Source organism: Klebsiella sp. WOUb02 (assembly GCF_050058015.1).
Taxonomy (GTDB): domain Bacteria; phylum Pseudomonadota; class Gammaproteobacteria; order Enterobacterales; family Enterobacteriaceae; genus Klebsiella.
In genome coordinates this window covers 1,529,983-1,549,507 of the sequence record NZ_CP170110.1, presented here as the reverse complement: position 1 = coordinate 1,549,507, position 19,525 = coordinate 1,529,983, and the positions used below count along the sequence as shown (strand labels likewise).

Annotated in this window: 16 protein-coding genes and 5 pseudogenes; 13 read left to right on the top strand and 8 right to left on the bottom strand. The window is 53.3% G+C overall.

Annotation, left to right across the window (positions count from 1 at the left end; all coding sequences use genetic code 11):
* Positions 1-18: 18 nt before the first annotated feature.
* Complete coding sequence (locus ABOC21_RS14315) at positions 19-768, top strand: SDR family NAD(P)-dependent oxidoreductase (RefSeq protein ID WP_426815025.1); 750 nt, start codon at positions 19-21, stop codon at positions 766-768.
* A gap of 41 nt (positions 769-809) precedes the next feature.
* Positions 810-1,154: a cupin domain-containing protein gene (locus ABOC21_RS14310; RefSeq protein ID WP_426815024.1), complete on the top strand. Its 345-nt coding sequence runs from the start codon at positions 810-812 to the stop codon at positions 1,152-1,154.
* A 16-nt stretch (positions 1,155-1,170) separates the two neighbouring features.
* On the opposite strand, the gene ABOC21_RS14305 is transcribed toward ABOC21_RS14310, so the two are convergent.
* Both ABOC21_RS14305 and ABOC21_RS14300 read right to left on the bottom strand, forming a co-directional pair.
* Positions 1,171-1,626, bottom strand: a complete 456-nt coding sequence (locus tag ABOC21_RS14305) for a LysR substrate-binding domain-containing protein (RefSeq protein WP_426815493.1) — start codon at positions 1,624-1,626, stop codon at positions 1,171-1,173.
* Positions 1,627-1,686: 60 nt separating this feature from the next.
* Positions 1,687-2,046, bottom strand: coding sequence for a LysR family transcriptional regulator (locus ABOC21_RS14300; protein WP_426815023.1), 360 nt, complete (start codon positions 2,044-2,046; stop codon positions 1,687-1,689).
* Between the two features lie 137 nt (positions 2,047-2,183).
* Here ABOC21_RS14300 and ABOC21_RS14295 point away from each other — a divergent pair, with 137 nt between their 5' ends.
* Positions 2,184-2,909 carry an AzlC family ABC transporter permease gene (locus tag ABOC21_RS14295; RefSeq protein ID WP_426815022.1) on the top strand — a complete coding sequence of 242 codons (726 nt, stop codon included), beginning with the start codon at positions 2,184-2,186 and terminating at the stop codon, positions 2,907-2,909.
* Entirely contained in the window at positions 2,899-3,147 is a 249-nt protein-coding gene (locus ABOC21_RS14290; RefSeq protein WP_426815021.1) for an AzlD family protein, read from the top strand. Before ABOC21_RS14295 ends, ABOC21_RS14290 begins: the two co-directional genes overlap by 11 nt.
* A 164-nt stretch (positions 3,148-3,311) precedes the next feature.
* Here the strand turns inward: ABOC21_RS14290 and ampR are convergent, their stop codons facing one another.
* Positions 3,312-4,181, bottom strand: coding sequence for a LysR family transcriptional regulator AmpR (gene ampR, locus ABOC21_RS14285; RefSeq protein WP_426815020.1), 870 nt, complete (start codon positions 4,179-4,181; stop codon positions 3,312-3,314).
* Positions 4,182-4,310: 129 nt separating this feature from the next.
* On the opposite strand from ampR, the gene ampC reads away from it, so the two are divergent.
* Positions 4,311-5,468: a class C beta-lactamase gene (gene ampC, locus ABOC21_RS14280; protein ID WP_426815019.1), complete on the top strand. Its 1,158-nt coding sequence runs from the start codon at positions 4,311-4,313 to the stop codon at positions 5,466-5,468.
* A gap of 11 nt (positions 5,469-5,479) precedes the next feature.
* On the opposite strand, the pseudogene ABOC21_RS14275 reads toward ampC, so the two are convergent.
* Positions 5,480-5,689: pseudogene (locus tag ABOC21_RS14275) on the bottom strand (epoxyqueuosine reductase QueH); the annotation flags it as partial.
* A gap of 412 nt (positions 5,690-6,101) precedes the next feature.
* Between ABOC21_RS14275 and ABOC21_RS14270 the strand changes: the two are divergent.
* The 3 genes and pseudogenes from ABOC21_RS14270 to ABOC21_RS14260 form a co-directional block, all read left to right on the top strand.
* A pseudogene (locus tag ABOC21_RS14270) lies at positions 6,102-6,917 on the top strand (PocR ligand-binding domain-containing protein); the annotation flags it as partial.
* Between the two features lie 44 nt (positions 6,918-6,961).
* Positions 6,962-7,993 carry an IS630 family transposase gene (locus ABOC21_RS14265; protein WP_426812791.1) on the top strand — a complete coding sequence of 344 codons (1,032 nt, stop codon included), beginning with the start codon at positions 6,962-6,964 and terminating at the stop codon, positions 7,991-7,993.
* Between the two features lie 228 nt (positions 7,994-8,221).
* Positions 8,222-9,720 (top strand): IS3 family transposase gene (locus ABOC21_RS14260; protein WP_426811911.1). Its coding sequence is split into 2 segments (ribosomal slippage): positions 8,222-8,663 and positions 8,663-9,720, totalling 1,500 coding nucleotides; the frame shifts between segments, so codons are not numbered across the junction.
* A 189-nt stretch (positions 9,721-9,909) separates the two neighbouring features.
* Here the strand turns inward: ABOC21_RS14260 and tnpA are convergent.
* On the bottom strand, positions 9,910-10,323 hold the full coding sequence (gene tnpA, locus ABOC21_RS14255; RefSeq protein ID WP_426812793.1) for an IS200/IS605 family transposase: 414 nt from the start codon (positions 10,321-10,323) through the stop codon (positions 9,910-9,912).
* A gap of 160 nt (positions 10,324-10,483) precedes the next feature.
* Here tnpA and ABOC21_RS14250 point away from each other — a divergent pair, with 160 nt between their 5' ends.
* The 5 genes and pseudogenes from ABOC21_RS14250 to ABOC21_RS14230 all read left to right on the top strand — a co-directional run.
* Positions 10,484-11,266 (top strand): alcohol dehydrogenase, encoded by a 783-nt coding sequence (locus ABOC21_RS14250; protein WP_426812794.1) that lies wholly within the window; start codon positions 10,484-10,486, stop codon positions 11,264-11,266.
* Between the two features lie 154 nt (positions 11,267-11,420).
* Positions 11,421-11,849 (top strand): annotated as a pseudogene (locus ABOC21_RS14245) (sensor histidine kinase); the annotation flags it as partial.
* Positions 11,850-11,864: 15 nt separating this feature from the next.
* Entirely contained in the window at positions 11,865-12,917 is a 1,053-nt protein-coding gene (locus ABOC21_RS14240; RefSeq protein WP_426815018.1) for a response regulator transcription factor, read from the top strand.
* A 131-nt stretch (positions 12,918-13,048) separates the two neighbouring features.
* Positions 13,049-14,234: pseudogene (gene metK / locus ABOC21_RS14235) on the top strand (methionine adenosyltransferase).
* 18 nt (positions 14,235-14,252) lie between these two features.
* Positions 14,253-14,528 (top strand): annotated as a pseudogene (locus ABOC21_RS14230) (BMC domain-containing protein); the annotation flags it as partial.
* A gap of 446 nt (positions 14,529-14,974) precedes the next feature.
* On the opposite strand, the gene ABOC21_RS14225 reads toward ABOC21_RS14230, so the two are convergent.
* The 3 genes from ABOC21_RS14225 to grpM all read right to left on the bottom strand — a co-directional run bounded on the left by ABOC21_RS14225 (position 14,975) and on the right by grpM (position 19,461).
* Positions 14,975-15,799, bottom strand: a complete 825-nt coding sequence (locus ABOC21_RS14225) for an MIP/aquaporin family protein (RefSeq protein ID WP_426815017.1) — start codon at positions 15,797-15,799, stop codon at positions 14,975-14,977.
* A gap of 91 nt (positions 15,800-15,890) precedes the next feature.
* Positions 15,891-16,808 carry a glycyl-radical enzyme activating protein gene (locus ABOC21_RS14220; RefSeq protein WP_426815016.1) on the bottom strand — a complete coding sequence of 306 codons (918 nt, stop codon included), beginning with the start codon at positions 16,806-16,808 and terminating at the stop codon, positions 15,891-15,893.
* 109 nt (positions 16,809-16,917) lie between these two features.
* Positions 16,918-19,461, bottom strand: coding sequence for a glycyl radical diol dehydratase GrpM (grpM, locus tag ABOC21_RS14215; RefSeq protein ID WP_426815015.1), 2,544 nt, complete (start codon positions 19,459-19,461; stop codon positions 16,918-16,920).
* Positions 19,462-19,525 lie beyond the last annotated feature (64 nt).

Here is a 19,525-nt window from a genome sequence, read left to right as displayed (position 1 = left end):
TTCTTTACAGGAGCGAACATGAGCTTTCAGAACAAAGTGGAGGTAGTTACCGGCAGTACCGCCGGCATTGGGGAGGCGGTTGTAGAGCAGTTACACCAATCAGGTGCGCGGGTGGTTGTGGTCGCCCGATCCCGCGAACAGGCGGAGCACAAGGCTAAATCGCTGTCGCCAGAGGGACGGACCGCCGTGGGTATCGGGTGTGATGTTTCGCAGCCGGAACAGGTGAGGCAGATGATTGATGAAGTCGTGGCCCGCTTTGGCCGACTTGATTATGCGGTTAATAACGCGGGTATAACCGGCGATCGGCAGAAAAATATTGCGCAGCAGACGATAGATAACTGGCAGAGGGTGATCGCGGCCTCTTTGAGCAGCGTTTTTTACTGTATGAAATATGAAATTCCCCGGATAGTAAAATCCGGCGGCGGGGCGATCGTTAATTTATCCGCCGTCAATGGCCTGGTCGGTATTCCCGGGCTGGCGCCTTATACAAGGGCCAAACATGGCGTTATTGGCCTAACCCAAACCGCGGCGCTGGAGTTTGCGCAACAGGGCCTGCGGGTCAATGCGGTGGCGCCGGGATACGTCGGCACGCCGCGTATTAATGAACTCCCCGCGTCTGTTCAGCGCGCATTTGCCGACAGCCATCCGCTCAAGCGAATGGCTAAAATGCAGGAGGTGGCCGATTTTATCCTGTTCCTGTTGTCGGAAAAGGCCGGATTCTGCAGCGGCGGCGTTTATCCCATTGATGGCGGCTATCTGGCGGAGTAAATTTCCTGCCTCAAGCGATCTTTTCTCAAAGGAGCAGGGCGGTGATTTCAAAAGACAATGCCGGGCATTACGTCTGGGGTGACAATTGCGACGGCTGGTATCTGCTAAACCGTCCGGACATGCTCGTTATTCACGAAAAGATGCCGTCAGGCACCTGCGAAAAGCGCCACTATCATTGCGTTTCAAGCCAGTTTTTCTTCGTGATTCAGGGCGTGCTTACCATGGAACTGGCGGGTGAGATGCATGAGATCTGCGCCCGGCAGGGATTAGAGATCCCTCCCGGGTCAGCGCATCAGGCCAGAAACGATAGCCTCTCTCCCGTCGAATTTATCGTTATCTCCCATCCGACGACGCGCGGAGATCGTACCGATCTTGCGCAGTCCTGACAATCCCTCCGCACCGTTAGCCCTGTTCCGGGCTACCGGCGAAAGGGTACGCAGTCGATGTTCTCAGCGTCCTGAGCAGCGACTCGTACAGACTATCGACCGCCAAAGAGTCTTTCGACGCCCGGCTTCTGTACAAGGCCACCGCCATCGGCTCCAGCGGCCCCAGATGCTGCTCCCGGCCCAAAATCTGCAGGTGCGGCGGGGCGCTGCACTGGGTTAGGACCGCGACCGCCAGCCCGCTCTCCACCGCCGCAATTTGGCCCGACAGGCTGGAGCTGTTGTAGACCACTTTATACCGACGTCCCTGCAGGGCTAATGCGTTGATAGCGCTGCGCTTTGCCATGCTTGTGCTTTCGTATACCGCCACGGGGAGCGGATCGCGCCGCCAGACCTCAAACTGTGCAGAACCGACCCATACCATGGGTTCATAAAAGAGTAACGTTCCCTGGCTGGCATGTTCCCGGGAGACCAGCGCGAGGTCTAAATCGCCGCTCTCAACGCGAGGGATAAGCGAGGTCGATTGTTCGCAGACTCACTCGATTTCAATCGCACCAAAATTAGGCGCAAACCTCCTGAGGGCCGGCGTCAGGTATTTTGCCGCATAGTCATCCGGCACGCCCAGGCGGATACGTCCTGTGAGCTCCTCGCCGTGAAAGGCGGCCTGAGTCTCAGTGTGTAAATCGAGCATCCGCCGGGCATATCCCAGCAGTTTTTGTCCTTCAGGCGTGAGCTGATTTTGCCGGGGGCCGCGCAGAATAAGTCGGCAACCGAGCGCCGATTCCAGCTTTTTAAGCTGCATGCTGACCGCCGACTGGGAGCGGTGAACCTCAGGCGCCGCCGCGGAAAGCGAGCCCGCATCGACGACAGCGACAAAGCATTTGAGCCAGTCCATCTGCAGATCCTGAAAATGCACGCCAACTCCAAATATTCGATAAGCAAATAGTATCGTTAATTATTATGCGTTTTTATTGCGTACGCAACGTGGGCATAGTGGCTCTTCGTTGAGGTTGGCGCTACTGGAGGAAGACGATGCCCGGGATAACAAAAAAATCTGCCCATTTATCTATACTGACCGGTTCATTAATTGGCTCTGGTTTTCGCGAGCTGCTACCGATTTCACTATTTGTGGCCGTTTTTGGCGCCGCCTTTGGCCTCGCGGCGTCGCAGGAGGGGCTGAGCCATCTTATGGCGACCATGATGAGTCTGCTGGTTTTCGCCGGCTACGCCCAGTTCGCCGCGCTAGCCCTGTGGGAGGATCAGCTGCCGCTATTCACCCTTCTGGCGACCGTTTTTGCGATCAATGCCAGACATCTTTTAATGGGGGCCACGCTCTACCCGTGGCTACGCTTTTTACCGCCGGCCAGGCGCTACGGGATCATGGTGGTCGTATCCGATGCGAACTGGGCCATGGCGATGCAGGCATTTAGCCGGGAAAAGCCGGGGCTGGGGTTACTCTTTGGCGGCGGTCTTGCGCTGTGGCTTTTTTGGGTTGCCGGCACGATGGCGGGGCTGTATTTCGGCAGCGCGATCCGCGACCCCAAAAGCTATGGCCTTGATATGGTAATGGGATGTTTTCTTCTCTCAATGGTTTTTGAGGGGGAAAGACATTCGCGGACGATTCCGATCTGGACCGCGGCGGCGGGCGCGTCGCTGATGGCCTGGCAATGGCTGCCGGCAAATAGCCACGTCATTGCCGGAGCCCTCGCCGGAGGGATCGTTGGCATCGCGCCGGGAGGCAAAAAGAGTGAACGTTGAGATGTCGGATGCCGGGGCCTTAATTATCATCATCGCGATGGCGCTGGTAACGCTTGCTACCCGCTGGGGCGGCGTCTACGTGATGTCTTTTGTGCCGTTCAGCGGCAAAATAAAAAGCTTTATTCAGGCCATGTCCGGTTCCGTGCTGGTGGCCATTATCGCGCCTACGGCAGTCTGCCGGCGACAGAGGCGCCCAGATGGCGTTGCTGACAACCGCCATCCTGATGCTGGCGCTTAAAAGGCCCTTAATCGCCATCGCTGGCGGGATCGCGGTTTCAGCGTTCGCGAGACATTTGTAGCGGGTGGCTCAGGGCGGAAAACGGCACAGCGTGCCGTTTCCCTGGCCGGGTCTTCCCAACTGCCCCAGAAGTTAAACCTGGCCATGTCGGCTCTCCGCTGTGCTTAGCACTGTTTCGCTATCCAGGCGGCAAAGTCGCGCATGGCGGCAGTTTCGGGGCGAGATTGCAGCCGCGTGAGCCAGTAGCCGCCGGAACTGATCTCCGTAGGGAACGGTTGCACGATGCGCCCGCCGTTGAGCAAGTGGCTGAACATGCTGGCTGGCGCAATCGCAATGCCGGCCCCGCACTGCGCCGCCTCGAGCATCGCAAGCGAGGTGTCAAAAACCATCACCGGATGGGTGGGCGCCGGCGGGGTCTCTCCGGCTTTCATCATCCATGTCGCCCATTCGTCGCGGCGATAGGAGCGCAGCAATGTGTACTGAAGCACATCGGCCGGTTTGCGTAGCGCTCGCGCAATCTCCGGCGCGCAGAGCGCGGTGAGCGGCGCATCGCATAGGAATGTGGCCTCGGTATCGTGCCAGGCGCCGTTGCCGAAACGAATGGTATAGTCCAGCCCCTCTGCCGCAGGGTCGACCCGATTGTTATGCGTCGACAGCTGCAGGTCGATATGCGGGCAGCAGCGGCGAAAATCCTCCAGCCGGGGCAGCAGGAATCCCACGGCGAATGTCCCCACGACGCCTGTTTTTAGTTTTTCTCGAGGTTGGCGGGCGCTAAAACGATCGAGCGTATCGGCGATAATATCGAAAGAGCCGTTCAGCACCGGCAGTAAGTTTTCGCCCTCTTTCGTCAGCATCAGGCCGCGAGAAACCCGCACAAATAGCTGACAATTAAGATGTTCTTCCAGCGAACGCACCTGCTGACTAATGGCGGAATGCGTCACGTTGAGCTCAATCGCGGCGCGAGTAAAGCTTAAGTGCCGGGCGGCGGCTTCGAAAGCGCGCAGGGCGTTGAGCGGGAGATAGCTTCTGGTCATGGTTGTATGTGTTAGAAAAACTTTAGGCAGATGCTAAGTTTAATCGTTTGTCAGAGGCTGTCAAAACCCCCAGACTGAGCGCGTTTTCAGGTCCCGGATATCTCACTCACTCTATGGAAGGTTTTACCCATGCAAAAAATGCTGAATGGCGTTCTGGCACTTGCCGCGCTTTCGCTCACCGCGGCAGGCATTGCTGCGCCGAAAAAGCTGACGCCGCGGCAAATCTCTCAGGTGGTCGCGCAGGCCATCGATCCTCTGCTGAAAGAGCAGGCGATCCCGGGCATGGCGGTGGCGGTAATTTATCAGGGCCAGCCGTACTATTTCACCTGGGGCAAAGCGGACGTCGGCAACGGCCGCCCGGTGACGAAGGAGACGCTATTCGAACTCGGTTCGGTTAGCAAAACGTTCACCGGCGTATTAGGCGCAGACGCCGTCGCCCGCGGAGAAATCAAGCTGAGCGACAGCGCCAGCCGCTACTGGCCGGAGCTTAATGACAAACGGTGGCAGGGGATAACGATGCTGGATCTGGCGACTTATACCGCTGGCGGGCTGCCGCTACAGGTGCCGGATAGCGTCACGGACGGGGCCTCGCTGCGCGATTTCTACCAGCGGTGGCAGCCGCAGTGGGCGCCGGGCAGCATGCGACTCTACGCCAACAGCAGTATCGGTCTGTTCGGCATGCTGGCGGTGAAACCTTCCGGGCTCACTTTTGCAGATGCCATGAGCCAGCGCGTATTGCAACCGCTGAATCTCAACCACACGTGGATTAACATTCCGCCGGCGGAAGAGAAAAACTATGCCTGGGGCTACCGCAACGGCCAGCTGGTGCACGTTTCACCCGGAATGCTGGATGCCGAATCCTACGGGGTGAAATCAACGGTTACGGATATGGCCGCCTGGCTACAGGCCAATATGGCACCCCGGCATGTCGGCAGCCCTGTGCTCAGAACCGGCCTCGAGATGGCGCAGGCGCGCTACTGGCGCATCGGCAATATGTATCAGGGATTGGGCTGGGAGATGCTCAATTGGCCGGTCAATAGCGCCGAAATGGCGAAAGGCGGCGATAACGCGGTGGCGCTGGCCCCGCATCCGGCAGCGGCGATAGAACCACCGGTTCCGGCGGTCGCCGCGTCGTGGGTACATAAAACCGGTTCTACCGGCGGATTCGGCGCCTACGTGGCGTTTATCCCCGAACGGCAGCTTGGCATCGTTATGTTAGCGAATAAGAGCTACCCGAACCCGGCGCGTATCGCGGCTGGATACGCCATTTTAAACGCCTTGCAGTAAACCTGCGCGCCCTTCTCCGCGAAGCGGATATTCTCTTCTTTGCGCAGAAGAGACTCTTTCTGTGGGTGAATATTGGGGTTATAGAAGAAAATCGTGTAGTCGATTCCGGAGGCCTGAATTGCTTCCATCACTTCTCCTGAACAGGGCGCACAGCACGAGTGGAGTGGAAGTTTGGGCGCGTTTTCAGGAAAGGCGAGGGTGGGTCGTTGAAAATCAGCCATCGCTAGCTCAGCCGCTTTCTGGCGTTATTTAAGTTCATAGCACAGGCCGACTCCAGGTATTAATAACGGTTCTATACAACATGAAAAACAGTCATTTTAATTATGGCGGTGTGTTTCCCGTACCTGTCATCCGCCTGGCGCTGGCGTTTCGCCTGTTCTTTTTTTCATTAAAAATAGGGGGGTAGGTGAAAATAAAAATATTGAACTGACTTCTAATTCTTACTGGATTGGGCGTCGAGTTTCTTATTCTTAAATTAAATAAAATGTTAGCCTGATAAACAAAATAAAAACATAAATGGCTCTATTTTAACATTTTAGATACAATTAAATTTTTGTTTGTGAGCCGTTTCATCATTTTTAATCGGGGAATGCGGTATGGTTTAGCTGCTTCTAAATTGATTTGGCGGATGTCATGAATAATAAATATAAATTACACGAATTTCTTGATGTCAATCGCTTGCAAACACTCCAAGACAACTTCAGTAAATCAATGATGATTGCTCTTGTGGTGGTGGATCAGGAAGGGGTTCCTGTGACTCGCCCGAGCGGTTTTTCGGATTTTTGTGCTCGCTCCAGAATGAATGAGGCGCTGGCCCGGCATTGCTACGACAGTGACAGCGCGGGCGGCGAAGCGGCAATGCGTGCCGGGGAGCCGGTAGTGTATCGCTGTTACTGCGGATTTGTGGAGTTTGCCGTACCAATAATGATTAACAATCATTATCTTGGCGCATTTATTTCAGGCCAGGTGAAAGTGGAGCAGGATAAAGAAAAAACCATACCTTATATCCTTGATAACAATCATCTTTGGCAAGAAAACCCCTGGCTTATTAATTTGCATCACAACACGCAGCGTATGCCTTATGAACGTTTTGAATCCACGGCCTACACGCTCCTTCATGTGGCCTCATACCTGGTCGAACAGGCGCATGCTAATAACATCCAGCGTGAATTACGCCATAAAGAGCAAGAATTGACCAGTGAGTTACGTAAGCGCGTTGAGATTGAACGCTCGCTGCACGAAGCCGAATTCAAAGCGCTTTCTTACCAGATTAACCCGCACTTTTTATTTAATGTGTTGAATACTATTGGCCGCCTTGCATTTCTTGAGGATGCCAGCCGCACGGAAACAATGGTTCACGATTTCTCAGATATGATGCGCTACCTTTTACGCAAGAATAACAACGGATTGATTACTCTGGGCCAGGAAATGAACTATACCCGTGATCATTGAAACTGCTTGATTTCATGCAGTCAGGGGATCATGCTTAATTCATGAACATCAGACTCTCACCCGAACAGATTGCAGCCCTTGAGGCTCAGCACCGCCTAAGCCGTGACCGCCGTGTCTGCGACAGAATTCGCTGCGTACTCCTCTCTGCTCAGGGCTGGTCAACGACCATGATTGCGCAGTCCCAGCTTATCCATGAGACCACCGTCCTGCGCCATATCGCGGATTATCTTGATGAGGGTAAGCTGACCTCTGAAAACGGTGGTTCTCAGGAGCATCTCAGTTCTGCGCACTCAGCAGAGTTAATCTGTTTGCTGACCGATGACGTACATGTGAGTACAGCCAGTATTGTTGCCCTCGTCAGCGAGCGTTTCGGTGTGTCTTACTCCATTCCGGGGATGAACAAGTGGCTTCACCGCAATGGTTTTTCATGGAAAAAGCCGACGGGCGTCCCGCATAAGTTCAGCGAAGAAAAACAGCAGCAGTTCATGGCTGAATATGAGGCTCTGAAGCTGACGGCGGGTGACAGCGAACCCATCCTGTTTATGGATGCGGTGCATCCCACGCAGTCAACGAAACTGAGTGGTGGCTGGATACGCCGGGGTGAGCGCAAAGCGGTTAAAACCACCGGCAGCCGTACCCGGATGAATATCATCGGGGCACTCAGCCTGAACGACATCGCCCGGACAGTGACCTGCGATTATGCGCAGATTAATGCCAGAACCATTTGTGAGTTTTTCATCGCTATCCGGCAGACTTACCCGGTCAGGCAGAAAGTGCATCTTATACTGGATGGTGCACCGTATCACCGTGCCTCACTGGTGCAGGACTGGGCGGTGGTGATGAATATTGAACTGCACTACCTGCCTCCTTACAGCCCGAATCTGAATCCGATTGAGCGGTTGTGGAAGGTCATGAATGAGCATGCCCGGAACAACCGGTATTTTGCCACGGCGAAGGCCTTCCGGGCGGCAATAAACGGATTTTTCAGCGATACCCTGCCAGTGATAGCCGGGCAACTGACCTGTCGGATTAACGATAATTTCCAGACACTCAGACCAGCATCTTCGGTATGATTGGGTAAATGAAATTGTATTCACGCTCAGGCGCTGTTTAATTTGTCCTTTCACCAAAACCAGAGGACTGATCAATGATAGAAACCGAAGCCTTTCTGTGGAAAAAACAAGTATCTCCACTCCTGCTTGTTCGCCACGAAAAAGTCTTACAGGAACCTGGCGATCCCCCCATGTCAGGGTAGTTGTCGCCTCTGACAGAAAAATTTCCGGGGGCCGGAGAGGACAATAATGAACACTTATTCACCTGAGCGTAAAGCCGCTCTGATCGCCAGAATGATGCCGCCACATAATCAACCGGTCGTTCAGTTAGCCCGTTCTGAGGGGATCCCGGCCAATACGCTTTATGCCTGGCGTACTCAGGCTGGCGTTCGTGTAGCGGAAAGTCAGTCAACGCCAGAATGGTCGCAGGACGCCCGCTTTGCCGTTCTCGTTGAAACCGCACCGCTTTCTGCTCATGCTGTGGCTGAATACTGTCGCCGTAAAGGTCTTTATCCTGAGCAAATTCAGCAGTGGAGGGACGAATTTATGCAGCCCGGTCAGCGTGAAGAAAGAGCCTTGATTAAAAAGCAGAAAAAAGAAATTCAGCAACTTAACCGTGAAATAGCCCGCAAGGACAAGGCGCTGGCTGAAGCCGCGGCGCTGCTCATTCTGGAAAAAAAGCTGAAGGCGTTCTTCGCCGAAGAACGCGAGGACGAATGACACCCGCGGCCGACAGATTACAGCTGATGTCCATGGTGCAGGAAGCCCTTGATGCCGGCGCCCGGCAGCACGCAGCCTGTCAGTGTGTGGGTATCAGCGAACGGACTCGCCAGCGCTGGCAACGCAGCTCTGATGACCGGCGTCCCGCTGCCCCCCGGCCGGTGCCGAAGAACAGGCTCAGCGCTGAAGAGGAGCAGCTGGTGCTGGCTGTCTGTCATGAACCCCGGTTCGCCAGTCTGCCACCGGCACAAATCGTCCCGGTGCTGGCCGATGAAGGTCGTTACATCGCCAGTGAATCGACGTTTTACCGGGTACTGCGGCGTTACGGCGAAGTCAGTCACCGGGGACGTCAGCAGGCTCCACAAAGCAGGCCGCTGTCGACCTGGAAGGCAACAGCGCCGAACCAGGTCTGGTCGTGGGACATCACGTGGCTGAAGTCGCTGACGGCGGGCCACTGGTTCTACCTGTATCTGACAGAAGACGTGTTCAGCCGCAAAATCGTGGGCTATGAAGTGCATCCGGTAGAAAGCGGGGAATATGCGGCAGAGCTGGTAAAGCGGACAGTGCTGAGCGAGCGTTGCTGGCAGGAGCCACTGGTGCTGCATGCGGATAACGGGGCCCCCATGAAGTCACAGGTGCTGCAGGTGAAGCTTGCGGAACTGAAGATAACCGCGTCGCACAGCCGGCCACGGGTAAGCAACGACAACGCCCACGTGGAGTCGCTGTTCAGGACGCTGAAATACGTCCCGGCGTGGCCTGAGAAGGGCTTCGCGTCGCTGGAAGAGGCCCGTGCCTGGGTGGAAGGCTTCGTCGGCTGGTACAACGAAGAGCACCGGCACAGCGGTATCCGCTATGTGACGCCGGGTCAGCGGCACAGAGGCGAAGACCGTCAACTTCTGTCACAGCGAAAATCGGTGTACGAGGCCGCGAAAAAGCAGCATCCGCACCGCTGGTCAGGGGCAACGCGAAACTGGAGCCGGCAGGAAGAAGTGTGGCTAAATCCGGAGCGGGAAACGCGGGCCGCATGAATCAACTGAGGCGACAACTACCTTGACACGCACCGCGATGATCAGGTGCTGATTGAGAATCGGGCTATTGGCATCAATCCTGTAGACTGGAAGTAAGTATCCTCCGGCAGAGCCGGAGGCTTTAGGGGGAGCGCCTCAAAGGCGCCGACAAACCATGAGCCGCCCAAGGCGGCTGCTATACGTTCAGTTTCATTTGATCGTATCGTTCGTCTCTCTCTCCTGGTTGCGTATGTATGCCCTGACCGTGGCTTCATCCAAACCAACGGTTGAAACGAAATATCCTCGTGCCCAGAAAACTTCTCCGGTGAAGTTTTTACCTCTGCCGAAGTGTCGTGCTATCGCTATCGCGCTTTTTCCCTTCAGATAGCCGACGACTGTCGATACCGAGTACTTTGGCGGTATGCTGATGCACATGTGGACATGATCACGCATCAGATGCCCCTCCAAAATCTGACAGCCCTTCTGGCTCGCAAGCTCGTGGAATATTTTTCCCAACTCATGCCGCAGCGCACCATATAACCGCTGTTTCCGGCGTTTAGGGATATAAACCACGTGATATTTACAGTCCCATTTCGTATGGCTTAAGCTCTGATAGTCTCTCATCACGAATCCTCATCTCTTGGCGGAGATTTCAGATTCGCGCGACTGACTTAAAGGTCAAACCTTTCGGAGTCCCCCGGCAATGCCGGGGGTTTACCGGATTTAATTACTGAATGGTCTATCAGATATCTGGCAAATTGACCAAATCCCAGGTGTAGATGGTATGGGTGTCATAGCCGCCACAGGCCGAAACGCCACGCATCTGCGCCTTGGTTCTCGGGTAATGTACCATACCGATCTTCGATTCGACGGCAGTTTTTCCCGCCATACAATAGTCAACGCTCATGCAGTTATTTCTGTTCCCGAGCATATCAGTGATATCAGCGCGGCAGCGTTACCCTGCCCGGGTCTGACGGCCTGGCAGGCAGTGCAAAAAGTCCCTCATCTCTCTGGTGAGAACGTGCTTGTCAGCGGTGCCGGTGGTAGTGCTGGCAGCCTGTTAACACAGATGCTTATTCAGGCAGGCGCTAATGTTTATGTCACCGCCAGCGGCAGGCATCATCAAAAATTGCTCAACCATGGGGTCATCCAGTGCTTTGACTATGGCCATAGGTCATGGACAGATGAGTTGAATCGCGCACTGGGCGAAAAACCGCTGTACGCTGCTTTCGATACCGTCAATCAGCAAAATGCACTATCTCTGGCGGGATTACTGGGTTATTACGGCCATCTTGTATGTATTCAGGACAGATTGGAAAAAGCGCCATTACCACCGTTCACGACCAGTATCTCGCTTCATGAAATTGCTCTGGCAGCCATTCATGCATACGGTAGCAATGTACAGTGGAGTCGGTTACGTCAAGCCGGCGAAAACATGCTGCAACAGATCGGTCGCTGCGAGTTGATTATGCCGTTTATTCAAACCGTTGCGTTTGATGACATTCCACAGACGCTTGAAACGTTAAAAGAGAATAACAATGGCATAAAATATGTTGCGGTAGTGTAGCGGGTTGAGGTGGATTTGGTTTTATTGAATAAAGAAATCCAAAAATCTGCTTTGCTAAAAGGCGGCCATGCACCAAATCCTTAATCAGTTACAGAGTGAATGATTAATATAAGGGAATGAACTTAACAAACTGCAACTTGAAGTATCATGTGTATATGTGAATTGCTACATGGCAATTCAGAAAGTGAGAATGAATGACCGCTTTGATTATATTTGCGATATTCCTGAAAAATATAAAGATACTGTCTGTCCATTTTTAATTCTGCAGCCTCTGGTAGAGAACTTTTTCAATTATGTGGTTGAGCCGCGTGAAACGCAGAGTCATATCGTTCTGCGAGCGAATGACGATGGTAAGGATGTGATTATTGAAATTACAGATAATGGCGATGGGATCTCTCCGGAAGATATTGAGCATATTCTTTCCGGAAACATGAATCGACAAAAAGGTGGTATCGGAATTAATAATATTAAGAATCGCCTTCAGTTGTTATTTGGAGAAAGCTATGGTTTGCAAATCTCCAGTCCCTATAAGCCAATGTTCGGCACCACTATAAAATTACGGTTCCCGATGATGCCGGCCTGAGCCTGGAGCGTATATATGTATAATATTGTCATTGTTGAAGATGAGTATATCGAGTCGGAGTCGCTAAAACGGATTATTTCCCGCTGTGTTGAGAACTCTGTCATTCATGAGGCATCTACGGGCAGAAAGGCTATCCAGCTGATTGATCAGCTGGGTCAAATCGACATGATGTTTGTTGATATTAATATTCCGTTGCCGAACGGGAACCAGGTTATCGAGTACCTCAAGCAGAAAAACACGCAGACCAAAGTGATTGTGACGACGGCGAATGATGATTTTGAGATCGTTCGCCATATGCTCAGCCTGAAAGTTGACGACTATCTTCTGAAGCCGGTGAAGCAAAGCACCCTGAGCGATACTATTCGTAAAACGCTGCTGGTCGATGAGCAGGAGGCTGCGGTCGTCCGGGAGATGCGGCAAAAGATAGGCGATCTGATCGGTTGCTGCGACTATCCTGGCTGGCATACTTTTTTATTCAGCATCCTTGATGCAGCATGCACCGGACAGACTTTGGGCGGCGATCGTTCAAAAACGGTTACCGATGTCCTTGAACTACTGCAACAATATCTTGCCGGGCTTGGCGAGAAATATGTATCCTGCTGTAATAAAACTGCCTCGATTATTCAAAACATCCATCAGCAGGGATTATCCTCCAGCCATTACTGGCGCATCATGACCAGTTTATTAAACCTTAGCGATGAAATTTTTGAGCAAGTATTTAAAAATGCTAACAGCAATATGGACTTCGTTAGCCGGGCGCAATTTCATATTGAGAAAAGTATATTCAAAAACCTCACTCTCGATGACATCGCGTCTAAAACATTTGTCAGCCCTTGCTATTTGAGTCGTGCATTTAAAAAGACCATGGGTACGGGGTTTTCGAGCTACATTACCAGCCGTAAAATCAGCATGGCAAAATCGTTGCTGCAATTCAGCGATCTAAAAGTCAATACGATCGCGCTGGAGCTTTCCTGGCTGGACGCGAATTATTTCTGCCGTATCTTTAAAAAAGAGACCGGTATTGCGCCATCAGATTACCGCCGTATTGTCTCGCCGGAGGCGTGCTGATTACCCCGGGATTTTTTGCGCTTGCCGTAAGCGTGAGCGCAAAAAAGTCCGCTATCCCCGCAATATAGTTTACGTCCCCGAAAAGCGCTGGCCGTTAAAATGAACCACTCTCTTTTTAATGTGGCGCCGCGATGGACGAATACCTTTTTACCTCTGAATCGGTTGCCGAAGGGCATCCGGATAAGATGGCGGACCAGATTTCTGACGCCATTCTTGATGCGTACCTGTTACGGGACCCCTGGGCGAAAGTTGCCTGCGAATGCCTGGTGAAAACGGGCGCCGTGATCCTGGCCGGTGAAATATCATCCGCGGTCAACATTGATGTCGAACAGATTGTGCGCAGTACGGTGAAAGCCATCGGTTACGACAGGCTCTGAAAAAGGGTTCGATGGCGCGACCTGCGCTGTGATCAATATGCTGGGCCGGCAGTCGGACGATATCGCCAGAGGTATCCGCGCCAGCGATCCGTCATCGCCTGGCGCTGGCGATCAGGGGATCACGTTCGGCTATGCGTGCGATGAAACAGCGCAGCTGATGCCCGCTCCGCTACTGTATGCGCATCGATTGATGGAGCGGCAGGCGCGACTGCGCAAGACGGGGCAGGTTGCGGGATTATTGCCGGATGCCAAAAGCCAGGTCACGCTGCAGTATTGCGATGGGCAGATAAAGCATGCTGCAACCATTGTGATTTCAACACAGCATCGTGCGGACATTTCACTCGAATCTCTGCGTGAAGCGGTCGTCGAAGAGATCGTTAAGCCTGTCATTCCATCATCGTGGTTGACGCCAGAAACGCGTTTATTGATTAATCCAGCAGGTCCGTTCATCAGCGGGGGACCGGCTGCGGACTGCGGTTTAACAGGGCGTAAAATTATCGTCGATACCTACGGCGGCGCGGCCTGTCACGGCGGTGGCGCGTTTTCGGGCAAAGACCCCTCTAAGGTCGATCGTTCAGCCGCGTATGCTGCGCGCTATGTGGCCAAAAATATTGTGGCAGCAGGTCTGGCAAAACGTTGTGAAGTACAGCTGGCCTGGGCCATAGGCCTATCCCTGCCGGTTTCGGTTCGCATCAATACTTTTGGCACGTCGCAGCTTACATCTGCAGCGTTGGCCCGCCTCGTAGAACACCATTTTGACCTGAGCGTTTACGGCATTATTCATCAGCTCGATTTACTTGCGCCTCGCTACCGCCAGACGGCGTGCTACGGCCATTTTGGTCGCGAAATCTTTCCGTGGGAACTCACTAATAAGGCCGCGCTGCTTCGTGATGATGCGGCGGGTCAGCCGCGTGCGCTCACGTATACCTCATTGAATTGAAAATAACAGGAGAAAGTTATGTCCGGGCAGAGCTTAGGCTTAATTGAAACCGTCGGCTTAACGGTGGCGGTGGAAGCCGCCGATGCCGCAATGAAATCTGCGAATGTCGACCTGGTCGGATACGAGCTGACGAAAGGCGGGGGATTGGTGACGGTAAAATTAATTGGTGACGTTGGGGCGATGAACGCGGCGGTTGCTGCTGGCGTTGCCGCCGCAAACCGAATCGGGCAGGTTTACGCCTGGAGGGTGATTGCACGTACCGCGGTCGGTATTGATGCGCTGATCGCCTCCGGGGAAACATGCGGGACGAGGCCCGCGGAACCCATGACGCAGGACCAGCCAGCGGCTGTGGAAAAGAAAGAGGAGAAGATCCCGGTTATCAACATTGAGCCTGTTGCGAGCACGTCAGATTGTCTGGCGCAGGGAGAGGACGTAATGAATGCTTCAGTCCGGCCGTCTTTGCCAGCGGAAGGGAGTTCCGCCCAACGTGAAGAAGGTGCCGAACTTAACGAGGAAGAGGTGCCAGAAACGTTCATGCATGACGATAAAAAACCGCAGCGGGCAAAAGCAAAGGGCGCCCGACGGTAAAATAGCGTTATTGAATAAAGCCACCTGCGGGTGGCTTTATTGTACGCGTTGGGCGCAGGTTTTGGTCGGTGCCGGCAAATCAGCAGGAGAGAGCAAAGAAAAAAACGCCGTCGTATAAGAAAGCGCGACGGCGTTTATCAATGTCTTATCCATCAGGCGACGGTATGGTTTACCACTTCTTCTGTTTTTGCTGCGGGTAAATGACGCTCGATACAATAACGATAAATCGCCGCCCACAGGATGCCACCGATAACGGGCGCAATCAGCGGTACCAGGAAGTAGGGGATATCTCTGCCACCGGTCATTGCAACCGACCCCCAGCCGTTAAGGTAGGTAAAGAGTTTTGGACCGAAGTCGCGGGCGGGATTCATGGCAAAACCGGTCAATGGAGCCGTCGCAGCGCCGATAACTGCAACCAGCAGGCCGATCAGGAGGGGGGCAAGTGGCCCTTTAGGCACGCCGTTACCATCATCGGTTAGCGCCATGATGAGGCCTATCAAAATTGAGGTGATGATGATTTCCACCAGCCCCGCCAGCCATACGCTGATGGATGCGGCCGGATAAGTTGAAAATATACTCGCCAGAAACAGGCTATCCTGACTGCCGCGTATCATCTGATGGGCATGCTCGTACTCGGCAAACATATTGTGATAAATCAGATAGGTTAATGCCGCGCCGCAAAACGCGCCGGCCATTTGCGCCGCAATGTAGGGCACCACTTTTCTGGCGTCAAAACTGGCAAACATCCATAGGGATATTGTCACCGCCGGGTTAAGATGGGCTCCGGATGTGCCGGCGGTCAGGTAGACCGCAAGCGCAATACCGAGCCCCCACACCACGCATATTTCCCAAAGACCAAAGCTGGCGCCTGCCAGCTTTGCCGCGCACAGCACGCTGGTACCGAAAAATATAAACAGGCCGGTACCCATAAATTCTGCAATACATGGTCCGGTTATTGATTCGTAATATTTACTCATGATGGTTTCCTGTATTAAGCTCTATATTTATCGCTTAATGGTATGAGAGTGCAAAGGATGTGAAAAATAATTGTGTTATTTTTATTGCTGATTAACCGCCAATGTGACAATGAAATCCCATTGATTCAACGACTTTTTTCAGACTTTCCATTTTGTCTTCGGAGTGCGATTTAGCATCACCCATAGGGTAAATTCTGCCGAGCAGGTTATATTTATTTTCCCCAAAGGTATGATAGGGCAACAGGTGGATGGTATCGACGCCGGACATTAAGCGGGCAAACTCGGCAATACCGCGGATTTCATCCGGGTTGTCGTTTACGCCGGGAATAACCGGAATGCGGACAATGACTTTGGTGATAAATGAAATCCGGATGAGGTTCTGCAGAATTATGCTGTTATTGACCCCGGTGTTCTCTTCATGAACCGCAGGGTTAATAGCTTTAATATCGGTTAATGCCAGATCAATCCACGGGAAAACATCTTCAATGACTTCTTTAGTCGTAAATCCGGTGGTCTCGATGGCAGTATGCCAACCTTTTTCTTTGCACGCCTTTAATAATTCACGTGCGAATTCTGGCTGGGCAAGAGGTTCTCCCCCCGATAGCGTAATGCCGCCGCCAGATCGTCGAAACAGGTTCTCCTCTTTTTGTAATTCCCGCATCACGTCACTAACCGACATCCGTTTGCCTTTCATTTCCAGCGCCTGGGTTGGGCAGACGCGCGTACAGTCGCCGCACTGGATGCATCGCTCGCGATCGATAAAAAAAGGGTTGTCGGGAGACAGCGCCTTTTGCTTGCAGGCATCGACGCATTTTCCGCAGCGGATGCAATCGCTCTTTTTATAAATTAATTCAGGTTGCGGGCGCTGTGATTCCGGATTGCTGCACCACCTGCAGGACAGAGGACAGCCTTTAAAAAACGGTATTGTCCTGATGCCGGGGCCGTCGTGCAGGGAATAGCGCTGAATATTGAATAATACGCCTTCGGTATCGTATTCGACTCTCTTCATAACATCACTCGTCAAAAAAGCGACCACCAGGCAACAGCAGGCTAGCCGCTAAAATCGTGTCTGATATAGGGCCATACCTGTACGTATGGCCCTGACAAGGAAGACCAAATCAGAATTGCTGCTCGGTACGGCTGATAATGTCATCCTGAACTTCTTTGGCTAGTACCACGAACTGAGCGCTATAACCCGCAACGCGAACAACAAGATCCTGATGCTGCTGCGGATTTTTCTGCGCCTCGACTAGCGTGTTGCGATCGATGACGTTGAACTGTACGTGCATCCCTTTCTTATCGAAGTAGTTACGCACCAGCCCGCCAAAGTTACGCAGGCCTTTCTCTCCAGCCAGAGAAGAGGGCAGGAATTTCTGGTTATAGAGCGTGCCGTTAGAGGCGATGAAGTGATCCAGCTTGGCCACAGAGTTAGCCGCAGCGGTTGGGCCCAGAGTATCTTTACCCTGACGCGGCGATACGCCATCTGCCAGCGGCTCTTTCGCCAGGCGACCATCCGGCAGCGCGCTCACGTCTTTACCAAACAGAACGTTAGCCGATACCGGGTAGATGCCCGCCTGGAAACGACCGCCGCGCGGGTTGGTGTATTTTTCCACTTCCTGGCAGTAAATCAGCGCGCAGTTGCGGGCGACAAGATCCACCTCGTCGATGTCGTTGCCGAAGCATGGCGTGTTTTCCAGAATGTGGCGGATCTCTTCATAACGAGAGCCACCTGCCGCTGGCGTCGCGCCGGAACCGGAGAGCTGACGGTACACTTCATTTTTGATCGCCGCCGGGTTGAGTGAACCGTGCTGGTCGATAATGCGTTTTACCACTTCATAGATGTCCTGCTCGCCCAGAGACGTTTTTGCCGGGGCGCCCTGTGGATTAGCGCCCACCGGGTAACCAAAATTGGCATCCAGCGCGCCTTTCAACTCCTGGAGCGTCATGCGTCGGTCTTCAAACACCTGTTTCTGGATGGCATATACCGAGTCTCCGGTATCCGCCACGCCGAATGCCTGCGGGCCGGTAAAGTTATAGATTGCTCCACCTTCCTGCAGGGATTTCCCCCGGCCGATGCAATCGTCTACCAGCGCAGAAAGAAAGGGCAGCGGGCAGCGTTCGCCATGCGCAATATCGACACTGTTGCAGGCTTCGACTAACTGATGCACGAAGTGCGCCATCTGTTTTTTGAAAGCCGTATAGAAGTCATCCATGCCGGTGTACTGGGTCAATTCCCCCGTGACCGGGCCGAGCTGTTTGCTGCCCGATCGGCCGTTGTTAAGGGTAATTTCCAGCACTTTCGCCACGTTAAAGAATGCGGCATCATGCCAGCCCTCTGTGCGATGCGGCGCCTGCGGTTCTACGCAGCCGATGATGCAATAATCCCGCGCGTCATGCAGGGAGACGCCGCGGTTTTGCAACGCCGGAATGATCACCTCATCGTTATACATGGCCGGCACGCCCAGTCCCAGGCGCACCAGTTCGCAGGCGCGATAGAGGAACTCATCTGGCGTGCCCTGCCAGACGCGAATTGAGAAGGAAGGCTGCGGCAGGCGCACATGCGCGGTTGCTTCCATACACATGTAGGTCAACGGATTGGTGGCGTCGCGGCCATCTTCCGTTTGTCCGCCGACGCACAGGTTCTGGAACACGGCATAACCCGCAAAAGCCTGCGCGGACACTTCATCGCGCGTTTTGTTGATGTCGTTAAGCTTGATCCAGCAGCAATCCACCAGCTCCTGGGCAAATTCTTTGTCGATCGATTTGTCGGCAGCAAGGTAGGGGTACATATACTGATCGAAACGTCCGGGGGAGATCGAGTGACCGCTGGATTCAATCTGCAGCATGCTCTGAATAAACCAGAATGTCTGACATGCTTCCCAGAACGTGGTGGCGCCATGTTCCGGCACGCGGGTACAGTTCTGGGCGATCTGTTCCAGTTCTCGTTGGCGAGCCGGATCGCGTTCTTCTCGCGCCAGGCGAGAGGCTTCCTGGGCATAGCGATGTGCGAAGTTGATAGCCGCCTGGTAACTCATAATAACAGCATGATAGAACTGCTCTTTTTTGATGTAATCCGGCGAGGTGCGATCGAGATTCTCCAGCGCGCGGGTGACTTCATTGATGATGCCGCGAAAACCGATTTTCAGCACTTTACCGTAGTCAACGCTTACATGACCTACGCCACCGTAAAAGTAGTTACCGACGGTGAATACGCCATTTCCCATGCTCTCTTTCGTCCCTTCGGACATATAAGAGGCGGCCAGCGAACTGGTGGTTTTACCCGGCCAGTATTGAAATGCCAGGCGCAGCTCCTCGGCGGTTTTTTTCTCGATAATAAAGGGGTCAGCAACGCGGTGCGCCATGCTGTCGAACTCTTTCTCAACCCAATCGTAAGAGAATTCCGGGCAGATCTCCGTAGAGCGGGGATTGATAGTGACGGCACCAACGATTAATTCATCCTGGCGAATCGTGATGGGTAATTCATTGAATATTTTCTCAACGACTTTTGCCCGGCGCATAATAGCAGGAAGATGTTCGTTCTCTTTATAAGCCTCGGTTGCCAACACTGCACGCTCTGATTCGACGTAAGGTTTGGCATGCAGAATCGTATTTTTGAGTCTGACAACACGATCGGTCGGATTAGTAAAGCCTTTCTCTAACATACAATAACTCCCGAAATGATATTAGCGTGATTGAGCAACCACACCTGAATTGTTTAACCTGACG

What these genes read in the sequence shown, in the direction of transcription:
- ABOC21_RS14315 (WP_426815025.1), top strand. Translation starts at nt 19, where the DNA reads ATGAGCTTTCAGAACAAAGTGGAGGTAGTTACCGGCAGTACCGCCGGC.
- ABOC21_RS14300 (WP_426815023.1), bottom strand. Translation starts at nt 2,046, where the DNA reads ATGGACTGGCTCAAATGCTTTGTCGCTGTCGTCGATGCGGGCTCGCTT.
- ABOC21_RS14295 (WP_426815022.1), top strand. Translation starts at nt 2,184, where the DNA reads ATGCCCGGGATAACAAAAAAATCTGCCCATTTATCTATACTGACCGGT.
- ampR (WP_426815020.1), bottom strand. Translation starts at nt 4,181, where the DNA reads ATGACCAGAAGCTATCTCCCGCTCAACGCCCTGCGCGCTTTCGAAGCC.
- ampC (WP_426815019.1), top strand. Translation starts at nt 4,311, where the DNA reads ATGCAAAAAATGCTGAATGGCGTTCTGGCACTTGCCGCGCTTTCGCTC.
- ABOC21_RS14265 (WP_426812791.1), top strand. Translation starts at nt 6,962, where the DNA reads ATGAACATCAGACTCTCACCCGAACAGATTGCAGCCCTTGAGGCTCAG.
- tnpA (WP_426812793.1), bottom strand. Translation starts at nt 10,323, where the DNA reads ATGAGAGACTATCAGAGCTTAAGCCATACGAAATGGGACTGTAAATAT.
- ABOC21_RS14250 (WP_426812794.1), top strand. Translation starts at nt 10,484, where the DNA reads ATGGGTGTCATAGCCGCCACAGGCCGAAACGCCACGCATCTGCGCCTT.
- ABOC21_RS14240 (WP_426815018.1), top strand. Translation starts at nt 11,865, where the DNA reads ATGTATAATATTGTCATTGTTGAAGATGAGTATATCGAGTCGGAGTCG.
- ABOC21_RS14225 (WP_426815017.1), bottom strand. Translation starts at nt 15,799, where the DNA reads ATGAGTAAATATTACGAATCAATAACCGGACCATGTATTGCAGAATTT.
- ABOC21_RS14220 (WP_426815016.1), bottom strand. Translation starts at nt 16,808, where the DNA reads ATGAAGAGAGTCGAATACGATACCGAAGGCGTATTATTCAATATTCAG.
- grpM (WP_426815015.1), bottom strand. Translation starts at nt 19,461, where the DNA reads ATGTTAGAGAAAGGCTTTACTAATCCGACCGATCGTGTTGTCAGACTC.